At 39.8% G+C, this 16,447-nt stretch carries 14 protein-coding genes; 3 read left to right on the forward strand and 11 right to left on the reverse strand.

The genetic code is table 11. The annotated features are described in order from the left end of the window. Positions 1–170 precede the first annotated feature (170 nt). On the reverse strand, positions 171–917 hold the full coding sequence (locus AC0KUU_RS14550; protein WP_340597840.1) for an SGNH/GDSL hydrolase family protein: 747 nt from the start codon (positions 915–917) through the stop codon (positions 171–173). A gap of 407 nt (positions 918–1,324) precedes the next feature. Here AC0KUU_RS14550 and AC0KUU_RS14555 point away from each other — a divergent pair, with 407 nt between their 5' ends. After that, on the forward strand, positions 1,325–1,816 hold the full coding sequence (locus AC0KUU_RS14555) for a sigma-70 family RNA polymerase sigma factor (RefSeq protein ID WP_034271191.1): 492 nt from the start codon (positions 1,325–1,327) through the stop codon (positions 1,814–1,816). A gap of 101 nt (positions 1,817–1,917) precedes the next feature. On the opposite strand, the gene AC0KUU_RS14560 is transcribed toward AC0KUU_RS14555, so the two are convergent. The 4 genes from AC0KUU_RS14560 to garR all read right to left on the reverse strand — a co-directional run bounded on the left by AC0KUU_RS14560 (position 1,918) and on the right by garR (position 6,340). Beyond that, a complete protein-coding gene (locus tag AC0KUU_RS14560; RefSeq protein WP_340597842.1) occupies positions 1,918–2,397 on the reverse strand; it encodes a competence protein ComK in 480 nt (159 codons plus the stop codon). Positions 2,398–2,536: 139 nt separating this feature from the next. After that, a complete protein-coding gene (locus tag AC0KUU_RS14565) occupies positions 2,537–3,895 on the reverse strand; it encodes a GntT/GntP/DsdX family permease (protein ID WP_340597844.1) in 1,359 nt (452 codons plus the stop codon). Between the two features lie 106 nt (positions 3,896–4,001). Further along, entirely contained in the window at positions 4,002–5,441 is a 1,440-nt protein-coding gene (locus AC0KUU_RS14570; RefSeq protein ID WP_340597846.1) for a four-carbon acid sugar kinase family protein, read from the reverse strand. Continuing rightward, positions 5,438–6,340 carry a 2-hydroxy-3-oxopropionate reductase gene (garR, locus tag AC0KUU_RS14575; protein WP_340597848.1) on the reverse strand — a complete coding sequence of 301 codons (903 nt, stop codon included), beginning with the start codon at positions 6,338–6,340 and terminating at the stop codon, positions 5,438–5,440. The genes AC0KUU_RS14570 and garR overlap by 4 nt, the downstream gene beginning before the upstream one ends. A gap of 293 nt (positions 6,341–6,633) precedes the next feature. Between garR and AC0KUU_RS14580 the strand changes: the two genes are divergently transcribed. Beyond that, on the forward strand, positions 6,634–7,260 hold the full coding sequence (locus tag AC0KUU_RS14580; RefSeq protein WP_340597850.1) for a GntR family transcriptional regulator: 627 nt from the start codon (positions 6,634–6,636) through the stop codon (positions 7,258–7,260). 24 nt (positions 7,261–7,284) lie between these two features. Here the strand turns inward: AC0KUU_RS14580 and AC0KUU_RS14585 are convergent, their stop codons facing one another. The 5 genes from AC0KUU_RS14585 to AC0KUU_RS14605 all read right to left on the reverse strand — a co-directional run bounded on the left by AC0KUU_RS14585 (position 7,285) and on the right by AC0KUU_RS14605 (position 13,536). Continuing rightward, positions 7,285–8,865: an FMN-binding glutamate synthase family protein gene (locus AC0KUU_RS14585; protein ID WP_340597852.1), complete on the reverse strand. Its 1,581-nt coding sequence runs from the start codon at positions 8,863–8,865 to the stop codon at positions 7,285–7,287. 43 nt (positions 8,866–8,908) lie between these two features. Next, positions 8,909–10,630: a pyruvate oxidase gene (locus AC0KUU_RS14590; protein ID WP_043979824.1), complete on the reverse strand. Its 1,722-nt coding sequence runs from the start codon at positions 10,628–10,630 to the stop codon at positions 8,909–8,911. A 101-nt stretch (positions 10,631–10,731) separates the two neighbouring features. Then, a complete protein-coding gene (locus tag AC0KUU_RS14595) occupies positions 10,732–11,499 on the reverse strand; it encodes a tyrosine-protein phosphatase (protein ID WP_340597854.1) in 768 nt (255 codons plus the stop codon). A gap of 279 nt (positions 11,500–11,778) precedes the next feature. Next, complete coding sequence (locus tag AC0KUU_RS14600) at positions 11,779–12,531, reverse strand: CpsB/CapC family capsule biosynthesis tyrosine phosphatase (protein ID WP_176344436.1); 753 nt, start codon at positions 12,529–12,531, stop codon at positions 11,779–11,781. A gap of 216 nt (positions 12,532–12,747) precedes the next feature. Beyond that, positions 12,748–13,536: an SGNH/GDSL hydrolase family protein gene (locus AC0KUU_RS14605; RefSeq protein ID WP_340597859.1), complete on the reverse strand. Its 789-nt coding sequence runs from the start codon at positions 13,534–13,536 to the stop codon at positions 12,748–12,750. 195 nt (positions 13,537–13,731) lie between these two features. Here AC0KUU_RS14605 and tagU point away from each other — a divergent pair, with 195 nt between their 5' ends. Then, on the forward strand, positions 13,732–14,682 hold the full coding sequence (gene tagU / locus AC0KUU_RS14610; protein WP_340598415.1) for a polyisoprenyl-teichoic acid--peptidoglycan teichoic acid transferase TagU: 951 nt from the start codon (positions 13,732–13,734) through the stop codon (positions 14,680–14,682). Between the two features lie 37 nt (positions 14,683–14,719). Here tagU and tagH read toward each other — a convergent pair whose 3' ends face one another. Further along, positions 14,720–16,432, reverse strand: coding sequence for a teichoic acids export ABC transporter ATP-binding subunit TagH (gene tagH / locus AC0KUU_RS14615; RefSeq protein WP_340597861.1), 1,713 nt, complete (start codon positions 16,430–16,432; stop codon positions 14,720–14,722). Between the last annotated feature and the right edge of the window lie 15 nt (positions 16,433–16,447).

Here is a 16,447-nt window from a genome sequence, read left to right on the forward strand (position 1 = left end):
AAATGCCACTCGTAAACATTAAAAAACTTTGGACTCCTTTAGAAATCTTCGGCTTTAAGCTTTATAAGTGTAGAGATACAAAAAGCTACTACTATAAAACGAGGAAAAGTCATAATCTAATAAAATTATAAAAAACAAGCCCTATTCCTTTTCAAATAGGGCTTGTTTTTTTATTTTCCCGTAAACCAATTCACAACGTACTCTCCCCACACCTCATTTCCTTTTTTCGTTAAATTACCGCTGTCTTTATTTATATACTCTCCTAAATGAAAGGGCCAAATAAGCGAGTGATTCATATAATATACCCAGTTTGCTTCAGAGACTCCCCTGATCGCTTCTACCCCTTCTTCATAGGACTCCGTTTGTGAAATATATGGCTGTGACGGCTGAATCATAAGGGTTTTTTTCAAGTCTTTGAGCTGATGAATCAGCTTGTCTGTATTTTCAAGCGTCTCATCTAGCGTGAGGTGCTGATAGTCATTTTTAAGAGGTGCTTCAAACAAAATAATGTTTGGCTGAAGTTGATCAATTTGATCGGCAATATGTGAGGATAAAAGCTCATCCGTTGTTTGACTGCCGTATGAAAGTATTTTAACCGTAAATACATCACTTCCATATGTAGCTGCTAGCTCTTTTTTTAATTGCTGAGGCCACCCTGTTTCTTCTGCGGATGTGGCAATTACAAGAAACAGAGGCTTTTTATTTGCGATAGATGACTGGATTTGCTTTGTGATAAAGTCTGGAAGATTTTTTGTATAAGCAGATACATCGGAAAACTGTTTTTCTTTATGTACAACAGCAGTTTTTACTTCACTTGCCTGCGCTTCCGTTTGCTCCTGCCAGTGCTGCGTCCCCGCATACATCACCGCCCCGCACAAAACAGCCGCCGCCACATTTACCCCAACCATCGCCTTCATTCAATCTCCCCTTTACAAGTTCTTCTTACAATCTCAGCAAATTGCTTTCATAAAGAAGAACTCAAAATTAGTAGCTCCTGCGAATATCCCCTCAAAGGACTCATCCGGATAGGTCTAGCAACTCTATCATCACCGCTCTTCCGTGATGGTAGAGTTGCTACATCGATATAAAAATAATTATAGATTAGTAGAATTTGGAATGGGGGACCTTTCGTACGTAAAATCTCTACAAATACACGTATACTTCGCATATTTCCTAGCGAAACGTGAAGTTTCCGGGGAAATTACGTCACGTTTCTTAAAAAGAAAACATAATGTACGTTCATTCGCACATGTGATCTTCCCCTTGTACAGTAGAGATACCGGCGGAATACAGCAAAAACGCGTTTTTGAAAAAGGAATGCTGCATGCAAAAAAGCTCGTTTGATCAAATCGCTTCATCTTTTCATCCATTAATTGTGTCGATGATTAAAAAATTTCATATTTACAAAGACTACGACGAATATTATCAAATTGCGTTGATTGGTTTATGGAGAGCGTATCAAAAATTTGATGAAAACAAAGGATCTTTTTCTGCTTATGCCTACACAACCGTGCGGGGTACGATCCTTTCTCATTTAAAAGGCACCATTTTATACGAAGAACGTGAAACACCGGCTGAACAGAACCTGCTTTCACTAAACGAAGATCCCGCTCTTCCCGTTCCGCTAGAAAGTGAAATCATCAAGCAGCATATCGAACACTTAACGGGAAGAGAAAAAATCTATGTAATCGAACATCTGCTAGAAGGCTACTCGTATAAAGATATTGCCTATAAATACGGAGTCTCCACGGGAGCCGTTAAAAACTGGGGGAAAGCAGCTCGCAAAAAGCTAAAGGCCTCACTTCTTAGAGAGTAAGAAAAGGAGGAAGCTTATGATAAGCTTCCTCCTTTAGTACACATGTGTAGTCTAAATGATTGTTCATATGTAGGACAAGTTTGTTCCATAAATCGAACGCATTATGCCAAGACAAGCGGACTTTCTAAACAATAATTGCGAATAACAGCCGCTCTGGCCAGCTTTTTTTCTAAACTATAATAAGAAAGCTTCACTGGAATGAACGTTCCGTCTTTGAAGTAAATCAGCATAGAGGGTGAATGAACTGAAGCAAGCGTATGTGAAGTATGAACATGAGAGGCAAAAATCCAGGCGCAGTTATAGTCATTTGGCGAAGACGTTGGAAACGCAATGATGGCTTGTGAACGATTAATAACAAGCGGCGTAAGCTGTTTGTACGGAAACATTTTTCTAACGGCGGCAATGGACCCCTTAAACGTACTTAATTCTCGAATGCACGCTTCTTCTAATAATTGCTTACACGTCTTGCTTAGCATGTATTCTCCTGCTGCATCCAGCACCTTTGTGCGGTGAATAGGATCATTCACTGGAATTAATGCTTTTGTCGTCAAACCAATTTGATAATTTTCAACATTTGTCATACATCTACCCCCTTTTGCTACTTTATAACTATTCTATACTATCGAAATGAGGAAAATCTAGTATTTTTTCTCATTATTTGAAATATTTTGAATATATTTCATACCCAAAGAAAAAAGCGCTGAAACCAGCGCTTTTCTTTTAAATAAAAATGTCTAAAATAAGAACCATTGCAAACGCCGCAAACGATAGAATCGTTTCCATCACTGTCCACGTTTTTAACGTTTGTGCCACTGACATATTAAAGAATTCTTTGATTAACCAGAAGCCAGAATCATTTACGTGCGATAGCATCACAGAACCTGCGCCCGTTGCTAGTACTAACAGCTCTGGGCTTACGTTTGGCATTGTTGCTGCAATTGGTGCTACAATACCTGCTGCTGTTGTCATTGCTACTGTTGCTGAACCAACTGCTGCACGAATTAACCCGGCAATCACAAATGCAAGTACGATAGGAGAAAGATGTGCATCTTGAGCAAATCCTGCAATCGCGTCACCTACACCGCTTGCTGTTAAAATTTTATTAAACCCGCCGCCTGCACCGATGATTAGAATGATCGAAGCAACAGGTCCAAGACATTCGTTTGTGAATTTCAATAAATCATCTTTGTTGTATCCTCTTGCAAAACCGAACGAATAAAAAGCAAACACTAGCGAAATCAATAGCGCTACGATTGGACTTCCGATAAAGTTTGTTACGTAGCGAATCGTACTTGTTTCTGGATAAACAAACCCGGTGATCGTTGCTAAAAGCATTAATAGTACCGGTAGTAAAATCGTGAATAACGTAATTCCGAAGCTAGGAAGATCTTTATGCTTCGACTCTGTGAACTGCTCCATAATTTCACCCGTTGGCTCTACGTGAACACGGCGTGAAATGAACGATCCGTAAATCGGACCCGCTACGGCTGCAGCTGGAAATGCCACAACTAATGAATACAAAATCGTTTTACCTAAATCTGCTTTAAAGATATCCACCGCTAGCATCGCTGCCGGATGCGGAGGTACCAAACTGTGAACAACGGCTAAACCGGCAATTAATGATAAACCGATTTTAATAAGTGACGTACCCGTATGCTTGGCAATTACAAACACAAGCGGAATTAATAACACAACACCAACTTGGAAAAAGACCGGGATACCGCAAATAACGGCTACAACCATCATTGCCCAGTGTACGTTCTTTTCACCGAATACTTTAATTAACGTGCGGGCAATACGCTCGGCTCCGCCTGACTCTGCCATCATTTTACCTAACATCGTTCCAAGACCAAGAACAATCGCGATAAATCCTAAGACGCTCGCTACTCCTTCTTGAAAAGCCGTTACGATATCAGGCAGCTTCATTCCTGAAATAAGACCCATAAACAAAGCCGCGAGAATTAGCGCTACGAACGGATTTGTTTTAAACTTAGCAATTAAAAAGATAAGTCCAACAATCGATACAATTGCATACAGCAAAAGACTTGCTTCATGACTTAATCCGAATACTGAATTCATATGTTCATCCCCTTAGTGTGACCATTTTTCATGTACGTACATCCAAATAATGTATACGCTTTCAAATATTTTCTAAAGTGAACGCACCTCGTACGTTCACTTCTGCTTATTTACTTAATAACTCAACCGTTTCACGAAGCGTTGTTTTGGCTCCAACGTTTCCAGGGAAAATGATGTACGCAATGCCCGGAAACTTGCTTTCCTCTCCCGTTACCCATACCGGAATGCCGGGTTTGATTTGTCCAGCAACCGTCGCGCGCTTTACGGATAAGCCGTTTACGCCGATATCGCTTGACGTAATGCCGCCTTTTGCGACAATAAAGTTTGGACGAACGTTTAAGCGGCGAACAATGCTTGTAACCGCATCTGAAATTTTTACCGATAATTTAAGCTCTTCTTCTTTTTTGCCTTCGCCAAGATCTAAGCGCTCGCGTCTTGTATACACAGCTACCGTTTGACCTTGTGAAATAAGCTTCTCTGCTTCATTGATAATACGATTCACTTCTTCTTCAAACTTTTCAGGTTCTAAGACAAGATGACAATCAAATTCAATAAATTCAATGAAGCTGCATTTCTTTAATTCTTCTAACTGCTCTGTTGTTTTTTTAACATGCGAACCAACCATAATTAATCCGCCGTTTGATGACTTTTCTTTAATGAGCTCTTCTTTTGTTAAAAGGTCTTTATCGCTCACGCCGCCCATTACTTTTGTTAGAGCCGCAGCGCTTCGATACATAAAATGCTTTCCAAGCTTCATCGCGCGAAGAAGTGCAATCGTCACAACTTTCACGTCTACATAATCCACTGCGTTCACGATCACTTTGTTAAAGTCTTTCACTTCCATTAACTGATTTGTAATCGTCACTAAATCAAGTGCACGAATGTTTTCGAGCGAAATATACGTCGTATGACTTGCTTTGAATTTTCCTTCTGACTTTTCTTCTACCCACTCGCCTAAATGAGACTTGCTGTAGCCAAACGTACGGTCTTTTGCAAACTCCGTTTCTCCCGCCGGTACTAAGTAGTCTTCATCTTGCACGTAGTGAATGTTATCAACTGTGAAGCGTCCGCCTTCTTTAAAGAAAGGAAAGATCACTTCGCCGTGGAGCACTTGGTTGGAGTGCTGTTCAACCGTTTTCTTTAACACTTCTGTTTCTAACGGATAGTGACCGCGAAGAGTCGAATCACCTCTGCTGATAATTAAAAACTCTTTATCTACTTCAGCCGCTACTTCTGTAATAACAGCGGCAATGTCCGCGTGGGCTTTTTCCGTTTCAGAAGCGGTAAATCCGCGAGAATTTGTTAAAATAAAAAACATGGAGTTTTCTTCTAAAAATCCTTGCTTGATGCTGTCTTTGCTCCAGTCTGTGTACACGGAAATGCCGTTAACGGTTTGAACACCCGTTGGATCATCATCTAGCACAATGATTTTTTGATTAAACGTCAGCAGCTCTTCGTCAAGCATTTTTTGTACAAGTGCTTCATCGACCGCTGGAATTTTTTTAAACACGTCGCTTACAAGACGTTTTTCCTGCTGTTTAATCATGCTTCCACCTTCTTTTTCACTTCAACGTTTGCTAACTTTTCATAGTACTGTACAATTCCGCCGTGATCATCGCTTGCTTTTCCGTCTACTTTTAACGCATGGAAAATTTCCACAAGCTGACTTGAAAGCGGAAGCGGTACGCCAATGTCATGAGCCGTTTCCATCACGTTTGTCATATCTTTTAAGTTAATATCAATGCGTCCGCCTGCTACAAAGTTGCGGTCTAAAATAAGCGGTACTTTTGCATCTAATACAGCGCTTCCTGCTAATCCGCCGCGAATCGCCTGATACATTTTTTCAACGTCAATGCCTGCTTTGGCTGCTAGTACAAGTGCTTCAGACATCGCTGCAATGTTTAAGTTTACAATCACTTGGTTTGCAAGCTTAGCTGTTACGCCGCTTCCGTTGTCTCCAACAAGCGTTATTTCTGCTCCCATCGCATGAAGAATAGGTGAAACGCTTTCAAATACGTGTTCATTTCCCCCGACCATAATTGCAAGCGTGCCGTCAATTGCTTTAGGTTCTCCTCCGCTAACCGGAGCGTCTAGCATGTGAATTCCTTTTTGTACAAGTTCAGCTGCAATTTCTTTTGATGCTACCGGTGAAATGGAACTCATATCGATGATAACGCTTCCTTCTTTGGCGCTATGAATCAACCCTTCTTCTCCAAGTACTACGCTTTTTACATGATGTGAAGCCGGAAGCATCGTGATCATCACGTCGCTGTTCACTGCAACTTCAGCAAGGCTTTCTGCTCCAAATCCTCCTGCTGCTTTCACTTCTTCTACTGCTGCTTTATTAATATCGTAAACCGTTACCTCAAAACCTGCTTTTAATAAATTGAGTGTCATCGGTTTTCCCATAATTCCAAGTCCAATAAATCCAACGCGTTTTGTCATTTTCGTTTCCTCCCCTTGTTGTATACGTTTTCAAATACGTTTTAAAAAAGAATGTATACGTTAAAATATTTTTTGTATACATTTCTGATAATTTTGTATACACTCATCATATTCGCATTTTATTTATTTGTCTAGCCTTTTTTTTAATGAAATTTATTTCCAAAACCGAAATTTTCCGTCCCACCTTTTCACAAGTTATAGTATGATTTGGGTATACGCGTACAAAATGATAAAAAATAAAGAGAGAAAGAGACGAGATTTCCTCGTGTCGAATGCTAGAGGTGAAGTAGAGTATGTTAAGAAATCAAGGTTCTCGTTCGTCTCATCACCCTTCTTATGAGATGATTCGAGATAAAATTTTAAACGGTGAGCTTGAAGGCGGTACAAAAATCGTCGAAGAAAAATTAGCGAGCGAGCTTGGATTCAGCCGAACGCCGATTCGTGATTCCATTAGACGCTTAGAATATGAAGGACTGATTGTTCGAAAAAAAGTGGTGTCGCCGACAGAAAAAGATCTACGCAACTTGTTTGAAGTGCGAATGCTGCTAGAAGGATCAGCTTCTAAAGCCGCGGCAACTTTTTTATCTGACAGCGAATTAGAGGAATTAAAGGAATGCGTAGACACCGGAAGAAACGGCTCGTTTGAAGAAATTATGAGTGCAAATGAACGTTTCCACGCCATTATTGTGAACGCAAGCAACAATGACGTCATGATTAATATCATCGACCGCATGCAGTCGATCATTTACTTATTCCGTCATACGGTCGTATTTTACAACCGTCCGTTTTTAATTGACGAACACGAAGACATTTATAACGCTATTAAAGAACGTAATGCTGAAAAAGCGGCAGCGCTAATGCAAGAGCACCTTCAAAAAGACTTAGAGTTTTGCCTGCATTTGCTTCAGCGAAGACAATAAAAAAGCTGCCAATCGGCAGCTTTTTTATACGTACATCTTTTCTTTCACGGAAATATCAGCTAACTGTCCGCTGCTGTTTTTGAACACCACGTGTTTCTTTGAAAACTTCGTTGGCGAATCAATACCGGCAGCTGCGGCTAAATTAAACAATCCTTCACGTAATGACAGCACGTAGTTGCACACGCGGTATGACTTTTCTTCAATAATAAGCGCTTTTTGCAGCTTTGGATCCGTTGTCGCTACTCCTACCGGACAACGGTTATTGTGACAAACCTGCGCTTGAATACAGCCAACGGAAAACATAAAGCCTCTGGCAATATTAACGCAGTCAGCACCTAGCGATAAAGCCGTCGCAATTTTATCTGCCGTTAACAGCTTTCCCGATGCAAAAAGTTTTACTTCATCACGAACGCCATACTTTTTAAGCAGTTCATCCACAAAAGGAAGTCCTGAAAACAAAGGTACGCCCGCTCCGTCGGCTAATTCTTGAAACGATGCGCCTGTTCCGCCTTCTGCTCCGTCGATCGTAATAAAATCAGGACCGCTTCCCGTCTCTTTCATATAAGCCGCCATTTCTTCAAGATCATTTGTGTTTCCGACAACCATTTTAATGCCTACTGGCTTGCCGCCCACATCTCGAAGTTTTTCAATAAACTGGAACATTTCAGGATACGACGCAAACTCTTTAAAGCGGTTTGGGCTGTCTACCGATTCTCCTGGCTTTAAGTTGCGGATTTCAGCGATTTCTTCCGTTACTTTTGAACCGTCTACGTGACCGCCTCGCGTTTTAGCTCCTTGAGCGAGCTTAATTTCAAACGCTTTGATTTGCTTCATTTCACTTTTCTTTTTAAATTCTTCCCATGAAAATTCGCCTTCTTTTGTTCGAACGCCAAAAAGCCCTGGCCCAATTTGAAAAATGATATCGACGTTTCCTTTTAAATGATACGGTGACAGTCCGCCTTCTCCCGTGTTCATCCACGTGCCGCCTGCACGTCCTAATCCTAGTGATAAAGCGGTAATCGCGTGGTCACCAAGCGCTCCAAAGCTCATTCCGGATTGACCGATTAATCCTTTTACAACAAACGGCTTTTTGCATGAAGGACCTATAACAACCGCTTCTTCATCCCGCAAATAAAACGGATCCGCTTCTTTTTCTTCTCGGTGCTCTCTTCGGCTGAATAAGTTATCGGCGTCCATTTTATATACTTTCGTTTTAATTTTTTGCGTATTATCCGCTTTCATTTCGTCGCGCTGCTTTGGAAATACCGCATTACGAATATAGTATCCCGGTTCGCTAAAATCACGCTCTGAACCAAATCCCATCATCCGGTTTAGATATTTACCTGACTTAACGGTTTGTTCATATTGATTTCTAGAAAACGGCTTGCCTTCGTTATTATTTAAAAATAAATACTGACGCAGTTCAGGCCCCATTTTCTCAAAAATATAGCGCATTTTCCCGAGGAGCGGATAGTTTCTCAAAACCGAATGCTCTTCTTGTTTTTCATCTTTCAACCAAAGAATAATAGCGATAATAACCGGCACTACAATCACAAGCATCATGACCGCACCAAAAATAAGTAAAATGATTTCAAACACTCCCATGATATCCCTCCTAAAAAGACTCTCCTATACGGAGAGTCACTGATTAAAGCATTCTGCTTAGTCCTTTACGAAGCGGCGGCATTTCGAGCTCATGTTCTTTGAAGAACTTTTTCATGATGTGCTTCGAATAATTGGCTGCTTGTCCGAATGAAATTTTGCCTGGAAGCGGCGGTTCATCCGCAATAACAACATCAATCACAACAGGAACATTCGCAAGCGCTGCTTTTTCAAACGCTGTTTCGAGCTCCTCGTGTTTTTCAACGCGGTAGCCAATTCCTCCGCATGATTCAGCGAACTTCGCAAAGTTCATCTCACCAAGCTGCGTTTGGTAATCCAAGTGACCTTGAATGGCTTGTTCATATTTAATCATCCCGATTTCACTGTTATTAAGAACGACTACAACAATTGGCAGCTTGTACTTCACAGCCGTCACAAAATCTTGCATGACCATCGTAAAGCCTCCGTCACCGCACACGGCTACCGATTGTTTTTCAGGATGAGCAAGCTTTCCTGCAATCGCAGCCGGAAGTCCGCAGCCCATCGTTGCCAGCCAGCTTGAAATCACAAATTTTTGATTCGTCATGCGGAAATGTCTCGCCATCCATACCGTTACGTTCCCGACATCAACAGATACAATCGCATCATCATCGACGATTTTTTGAAGCTTAGGAATGACTTGCTGCGGCTTGATTGGCGTACTCACTTCGTTTTCTTCTTTTTCTACGTGTTTCCACCAGTTTTCCATATTAACTTGACACTCTTCTAAGAAACGGCGGTTTTCTTGGTAATCTAAATTATGCGTAAGCTGCGACAGCGTCGTTTTCGAGTCTCCGACTAATCCAATCGATACAGGATAGCGTCTGCCGATTTGTGTGGCATCAGAATCCAGCTGTATTGCTTCGACTCCATCTGGTAAAAACTCACGATATGGAAACGAAGTTCCAATCATAATCAGCAAATCGGTTTCTTCCATCGCTTCATACGCCGGCTTTGTACCAATCTGCCCGAGCTGACCTAAGTTGTAAGGATGATGATCAGGCAGTATTCCTTTACCCGGAAGCGTAAAGATAATCGGCGCCGCAATTTTTTCCGCAAACTGCGCTAACTCAAGCTTGGCGTGCTTGGCACCCGTTCCTGCTAAAATAACCGGTTTTTTTGCGTATTTAATCGCTAGAAGCGCTTTAGCTACATCTTCCGGGTCACTGTGAGAAATTGATTTTGACACATTAGCAATTGGCGTTTTTTCATCAATTTTAATCGTTGAAGACGGAATATCATCTGGAATGACTAGAACCGCGACGCCTTTTTTCGCGTAAGCCGTTCGAATCGCTTGCTGCAGCAGATGCGGAAACGATTCAGGCGAATCTACTCGGTGATTAAACACCGACACATCGTCAAAAACACGTTCTAAGTTCACTTCTTGAAACGATTCATTGCCAAGCTTCGCACGTGGAACCTGTCCGGCTAGCACCAGCACCGGTGCACCGTCTGCTTTGGCATCATATAAGCCGTTTAACAAATGAATCGCACCCGGCCCTCCAATCGACAGACACACGCCGATTTTGCCCGTGATTTTAGCGTAAGAAGATGCCGCAAGTGCTCCTACTTCCTCGTGACGGACTTGAATAAACTCTATTTCATCTTTTTCACTGCGCAGATTGTCCATAAAATGATTGATTGAATCTCCCGGCATACCGAAAATGTGATCGATCTTCCATTCTTTTAATACCGACATAGCTGCTTTTCCAGCTGTAGTTTTTATCATATTCAGCCTTCCTTTCTTTTAACGTTGTTTCTATTCCATACCACAATGAAAGAAAGACAAAACAAGGGACTTTCCCATTTTTATGGAAAAGTCCCTTGTTTTCAGCTGAATAATTTAAATAAACTAAATTTTTTCATCGGCTCAGGCTCTAATTGATGCACCGGACGACCGTCGATAATCGCCTCTGCATTTTCAATAAAAAAATAGAGTTCTGAAGCACCGTACATATCGGAAATGTAATCATACGCTTTTGAAAGTGAATAGTCGTGGTAATTGCGAGCATGAACGCCAGAGGCAATCACGTGGGCTAAGCGGTATTTAATAAACGTACAGGCCGCTTTTCTTTCTTTTTTTCCGTTTAAACCGAGAATACTAGCAGCGCTTAGCTGAACAAGTACACCTTTTTTAACAAGCTCATACAAACGCTCAGGGTGATCTCGGAAAATCGGATGACATTCTGGTGAACGTAGAATAGGCACAACGCCTTTTGTGAGAAGATCATACAGCGTTTTTTCAAAATAAGGTGAGATATCATATTCAGGCAGTGAAAGAAACAAATATTTATCGGTGTGATTAAGCGTAAGAAGCTGATTTCGCTCATAGTTTCGCAGAAGTTGAGGCGATAAAGGGACAAGCTGACCTGGTAATACTTGAAGAGGAATACATGAATTCGTGAGCCATTCATTAGCTGCGTTCACATAGAGAAATAAATGGTGTTTCATAAACTCTTGATCGCTATCATAAAGAGGCGTCGCCACAACCGACTGAACACCTTGATCCGCTAAGGAGCGTGCCATCTTCAAAAAGCCGTCTACTTCCTCAGGTCCGCTATCGATATTAGGCAATATGTACGTATGAATATCAATCACTTTATTTCCCTCCCTGCGTTTTGTATAGCTCTATTCTACGACGATTTTAAATGTGAAACTATGTATTCTTCTCGACATTTACCACCACGAACCCCGGAAAACCGCGTACTTTCCTGTCATCTACTTAACTAACAATATTTTACTATCACTCTATGTGAAAACGCAAACATAATTTGTAAAATAACTCCAAATAATGATGATAAAAGAAGGGATTTAAATAGGTCTTTGTATGCAAATACCCTGATTAAACAGAAGTTAATCAGGGTACAAAGGGAAAAGTTAAAAGATTCCTAGAAATTTTGTTTTTTTGATGCGTTCAGGCTCTTGTTTATAAACAGCCTTCCCACTCGCAATAGCCTCAGCATTTTCCATGAAATGATAGAGCTTGCTGTTGCCGTATTTTTTAGAAACGGCTGAATAAGCTTTTTGCAGGCCATACTGCTGATAATTTTCACGATTTACACCTGATGCAATAACGTGTGCTAATCCGTGATCAATGAACTGATAAGCTGCTTTTTTAGCTTTACTGCCGTTGCCCCCCAGCACACTTTGTGCAGACAGCTGAACGACTGCTCCATTTTTTACGAGCTTGTACAAGTGCGGAGGATTCTCCACAAATAATGAATGGCACTCAGGCTCATTTAAAACCGGTACAATACCTTTTAGCTGAAGCTCATAAGCAATATTTTCTAACACTTCAATTTCCACGTCTTGTGGAATGTGTAAAAACATATATTTTTCATTTTCATTTATTGTCATCGTGTAATACTCTTCATTTGATACAATCATATTGGTAGAGGCAATTACTTTTTGACCTGGTAAAACGCTTAACGAAATAGAAGATTTTCTTAACCATTCATTAGCAAGATCCACGCCTTCTTTATAGCTGGAATCTTTTCCGTCATAAAGAGGGGCTGCTACGACTTCTGTTACTCCTTGTTTCACTAATACGTTTGCCATTTCTAAAAACTCTTCTACACTTTTGGGACCACTGTTCACATTTGGCAAGATATTGGTATATATATCTATCATTCTTTTTTTCTCCTCTTTCTATACCTCAGATCATGGATAGTATTCCATAAATTATATTATATCATAGACACCTTACCGACTTTTCTACATAAAGGAAAATTGCTTCTTATGTATAAATTTTATGTCCTACAAGCTCCTATTTTGTCTTGAAATGCATTTTATAAGTATTTTTCTTTTTAAAACAAACAAGCCTAACCGAATGGTTAGGCTTGTTGTTTACTGGCTGGATTTAGAATTTGTAAAATAGTGTTCTAAATACTGTGCCCACAGCTGCTCTCCCTTGTCATTAGGCTGACCAGGCTCTTGTGTTAAATAAGCTGAAATCTTTTCTGAGTGATAGTCCGGCCATGCTTTCCAATGATTGATATATTCATAGTCATTTTCTTTTGCATACTCTTCTAATGCCTTGGCGTCAGATGGGTAATTATTTGCTTTATAAACCGGAGCTGACGGCTGAAGAATCGTAACCATCTGTTCATTCTGACGTTTCAAGTACGTCAAGATAATATCTACATTGTCTAACGTATTCTCAATACCTACTACGCCGTTATCATTTAAAAGAAACGGTTCAAACAGCAAAACATCCGGACTTGCTTTGGCAATTTCTTTATATGTATCGCTTTTGATGAACTGTAAGGTTGTCATATTCTTATATTCACGGACTTCAACCTGGATTAAGGAAGAACCATATGTATCTTCAATTTTTTTCTTCAACAGCTCGACCCACGTAGCTTTTACTTCTTCTTGCGGTGCTGACCCAACAATAACTAGCTTCAACGGCGTTTTGGTTTGCTTAGCTTTTTGAATTTTAGTTTTAAAAGATTCTGGAAGATTTTGAGCATGTTCTTTCCAAGTAGTTTTTGCATTACTTGCATTACTAGAAGCTTCGACTTTTGTTGGTCTGGAAACAGATTGTTCTGACACTTTGTTGTTCCAATACACTTTCCCAACTGAAAGTGCGGCAATAAAAACGATGACTGCTAGAATATTAATCCAAATTTTCATAATTTGTCTCCCCTACTATATCTTTCTTTTTTGCTCTTATTATAATATAATTTGTAAGTAAGTGCATGGAAATGATTAAATTTGTCATTTTTTCAGTAATTTTGATGCATAATTTTTTTCAAGATAAGAATAATGGCTTACATAGGTACTTCATTTATTTTATCAATATATTAAGCAAAGGAAGAGACAATGAATATGGAAGAATCTCAAACTCGCAAGCGTAAAAGGAAAAAGCCGAAGAAAAAAAGAGCATTTAAAATCGTTATGGGTATTATCTTATTATTAATCCTTGGTGTAGGTGCTTACGCCTACAGTGTTTGGCATTCTGTCGAAAAAACGTTCACCCAAACTCATGAGCCTTTAAAACGTGACGTATCGGAGAAAAGATCTGAGAAAGTTTCATTCAGTGACAAAGATCCTATTTCAATATTACTTTTAGGAGTGGACCAGCGTGCAGGAGACCGCGGCCGTTCTGACTCATTAATTCTAATGACAGTGAACCCAAAAGATCAATCGATGAAAATGGTCAGTATTCCTCGTGATACGCGCACAGAGATTGTTGGAAAAGGAACGACTGATAAAATCAATCACGCCTATGCATTCGGCGGTGTCGATATGGCTGTAAATACAGTTGAAAAATTCTTAGATGTACCGGTTGATTATTATGTACAAGTTAATATGGAAAGCTTTAAAGACATTGTTGACGCAGTTGGAGGCGTGACAGTGAACAACGATTTAGACTTTAATTATGATGGATACAGCTTCAAAAAAGGCCAGCTTACGCTAGACGGGAAAGAAGCTCTTGCTTACTCTCGTATGCGTAAAGAAGATCCTCGCGGAGATTTTGGACGTCAACTGCGCCAGCGACAAATTATTGAAGGTGTTATTGAAGAAGGAGCAAGTGTTCAATCACTAGCAAACTACGGCAATATCTTAGACGCCATTGGAACAAATGTTAGAACAAACCTTACATTCGACGATATGAAGCAAATTCAATCAAACTATAAAGATGCTCGTCATAACGTAGAGCAGCTACAAGTAGACGGTCAAGGTGAAAAAATTAACGGCATTTACTACTATGCAGTTTCAGATGCAACGCGTCAAGAATTGTCAACTAAGTTAAAAGATCATTTAAATGTAAAATAAAAATAAAGCCGTCTTTCTTAGGAAAGACGGCTTTATTTTATTTATCTTCTGCATTCTCTCGTGATACAAAAGATATAATCTTAATTTTGTTCGTTTTTAAATTTGTATATACCTTAATGTAATAATTCTTGGATTGATAGAAATACAGACCTTCTTTGTCATTAATAAACAACGGTTTCTTCTTTAGTAATGATAAGATATCTTCTGTATCTTCATCTACATTTCTTAACGATACTTCGGTGATCATATTATTTAGTGCCACATATTGAACAGATCCATAATTTAGTAAAATTCCATCGTTGGATTCATACTGATTTGTTAAAGGCAAAGCATGATTTTCCATTAAGTTCTTCTGAGTTTCACTTAACGGACTTAGCAGCTTACTTATACTGATATTATATTTTGATCGTACAAGCGAGTCCAGCGAATCAATATTTTTATTTGTTAGCGTTGACTGCTGTTCAGTATAAGGTGTTAAAAGAGCTGAACTAACCCAGCCTTCCTTTCCTTGTTCCGCATTCAATTTTACCCATTTTATATCTTCAGCAGGATCTTTTTTCTCTTCAAGAACTTGATATATTTCTCCAAACGACAGAACTGCTTTTTGGTTACTCTCTAAATCCGGCTCCTCTCTGACAAAAGCAGTTTTTGTATTAATGACTACTTTCCCAGCTTGTTGTTTCTTTTGAGCCGTGCCGCTGGCAGAAGACTGTGTTTTACTCTCTGTCTGTTTCGCTGCGTGGCTGGCACTTTGTGCTGCATAAACAGCGTATCCCGCACTTCCTAATAGAATAACGGCTGCTGCTGGCAACAATACTTTTTTAGCAAAGCTTTTTTTGCCAGAGACACTCTTCCGCTTAGTTCCTATTCTTTTTGAACGCGATAGACTAAGTGATTCAGCAGCTTTTTCTTTCGAATGTTCACCTGTGTCTTCTGAAACCGAGGTGCCGTTGTTTAATAATCCGTGTGAAAATTCATTTAGCTGTTTTTCACGGAACTGTTCCCGCTCTTCTTTAGACATCTTATTATATTCTTTTAAAAACTGACCGTATTGATCCGCTACTTCGTTAATGTCCCCATACTCTTTTACATGTCCGTAATGGATCCAAAGAGCCTTTGTACAAAAACTTTTCACCTGAGACAATGAGTGACTGATAAAGAAAATGGTTTTGCCGTTTTCCTTAAATTCATTCATTTTTTCTAAGCATTTATTTGTAAACGTTTGGTCTCCAACAGACAGTGCTTCGTCAATAACAAGGATATCCGGATCAATATTAACCGATATAGCAAAACCTAAGCGGGATTTCATACCGCTTGAATAGGTTTTTACAGGCTGATTAATAAATTTCCCAATATCAGCAAACTCTATAACTTTTGGCGTAATCTCTTGAATTTGCTTTTTGGTTAGCCCCATCATTAATCCTTTAAGTTCAATGTTTTCTAGGCCTGTTAACTTGTTGTTTAACCCTGCGCCGATAGCAATCAGCGATGCGCTTCCTTTAATATCAACCGTTCCTTCATTTGGCATTGTAACGCCTGCAATTAAATTGGATAAGGTACTTTTTCCCGATCCGTTTAATCCTATAACGCCTACGATTTCCCCTTCATCTACGGTAAAGGAGATATTATTTAACGCATAGTGATACTCTCCTTTGCCGCGATTCCAGAACAAATCTTTTACTTTCTCTATTTGCTTATTATACATTTTGTATTTTTTTGTTACTTGCTGAAACTTTACTTTATAACTCATATACCTGATTCACCT

It is taken from the genome of Priestia sp. ST2 (assembly GCF_055810735.1).

Bases quoted from the DNA above. Each gene is read 5' to 3' on its own strand.
- AC0KUU_RS14550 (WP_340597840.1), bottom strand. From the start codon at position 917: ATGAAGGCGATGGTTGGGGTAAATGTGGCGGCGGCTGTTTTGTGCGGG.
- AC0KUU_RS14555 (WP_034271191.1), top strand. From the start codon at position 1,325: ATGCAAAAAAGCTCGTTTGATCAAATCGCTTCATCTTTTCATCCATTA.
- AC0KUU_RS14560 (WP_340597842.1), bottom strand. From the start codon at position 2,397: ATGACAAATGTTGAAAATTATCAAATTGGTTTGACGACAAAAGCATTA.
- AC0KUU_RS14565 (WP_340597844.1), bottom strand. From the start codon at position 3,895: ATGAATTCAGTATTCGGATTAAGTCATGAAGCAAGTCTTTTGCTGTAT.
- AC0KUU_RS14570 (WP_340597846.1), bottom strand. From the start codon at position 5,441: ATGATTAAACAGCAGGAAAAACGTCTTGTAAGCGACGTGTTTAAAAAA.
- garR (WP_340597848.1), bottom strand. From the start codon at position 6,340: ATGACAAAACGCGTTGGATTTATTGGACTTGGAATTATGGGAAAACCG.
- AC0KUU_RS14580 (WP_340597850.1), top strand. From the start codon at position 6,634: ATGTTAAGAAATCAAGGTTCTCGTTCGTCTCATCACCCTTCTTATGAG.
- AC0KUU_RS14585 (WP_340597852.1), bottom strand. From the start codon at position 8,865: ATGGGAGTGTTTGAAATCATTTTACTTATTTTTGGTGCGGTCATGATG.
- AC0KUU_RS14590 (WP_043979824.1), bottom strand. From the start codon at position 10,630: ATGATAAAAACTACAGCTGGAAAAGCAGCTATGTCGGTATTAAAAGAA.
- AC0KUU_RS14600 (WP_176344436.1), bottom strand. From the start codon at position 12,531: ATGATAGATATATATACCAATATCTTGCCAAATGTGAACAGTGGTCCC.
- AC0KUU_RS14605 (WP_340597859.1), bottom strand. From the start codon at position 13,536: ATGAAAATTTGGATTAATATTCTAGCAGTCATCGTTTTTATTGCCGCA.
- tagU (WP_340598415.1), top strand. From the start codon at position 13,732: ATGGAAGAATCTCAAACTCGCAAGCGTAAAAGGAAAAAGCCGAAGAAA.
- tagH (WP_340597861.1), bottom strand. From the start codon at position 16,432: ATGAGTTATAAAGTAAAGTTTCAGCAAGTAACAAAAAAATACAAAATG.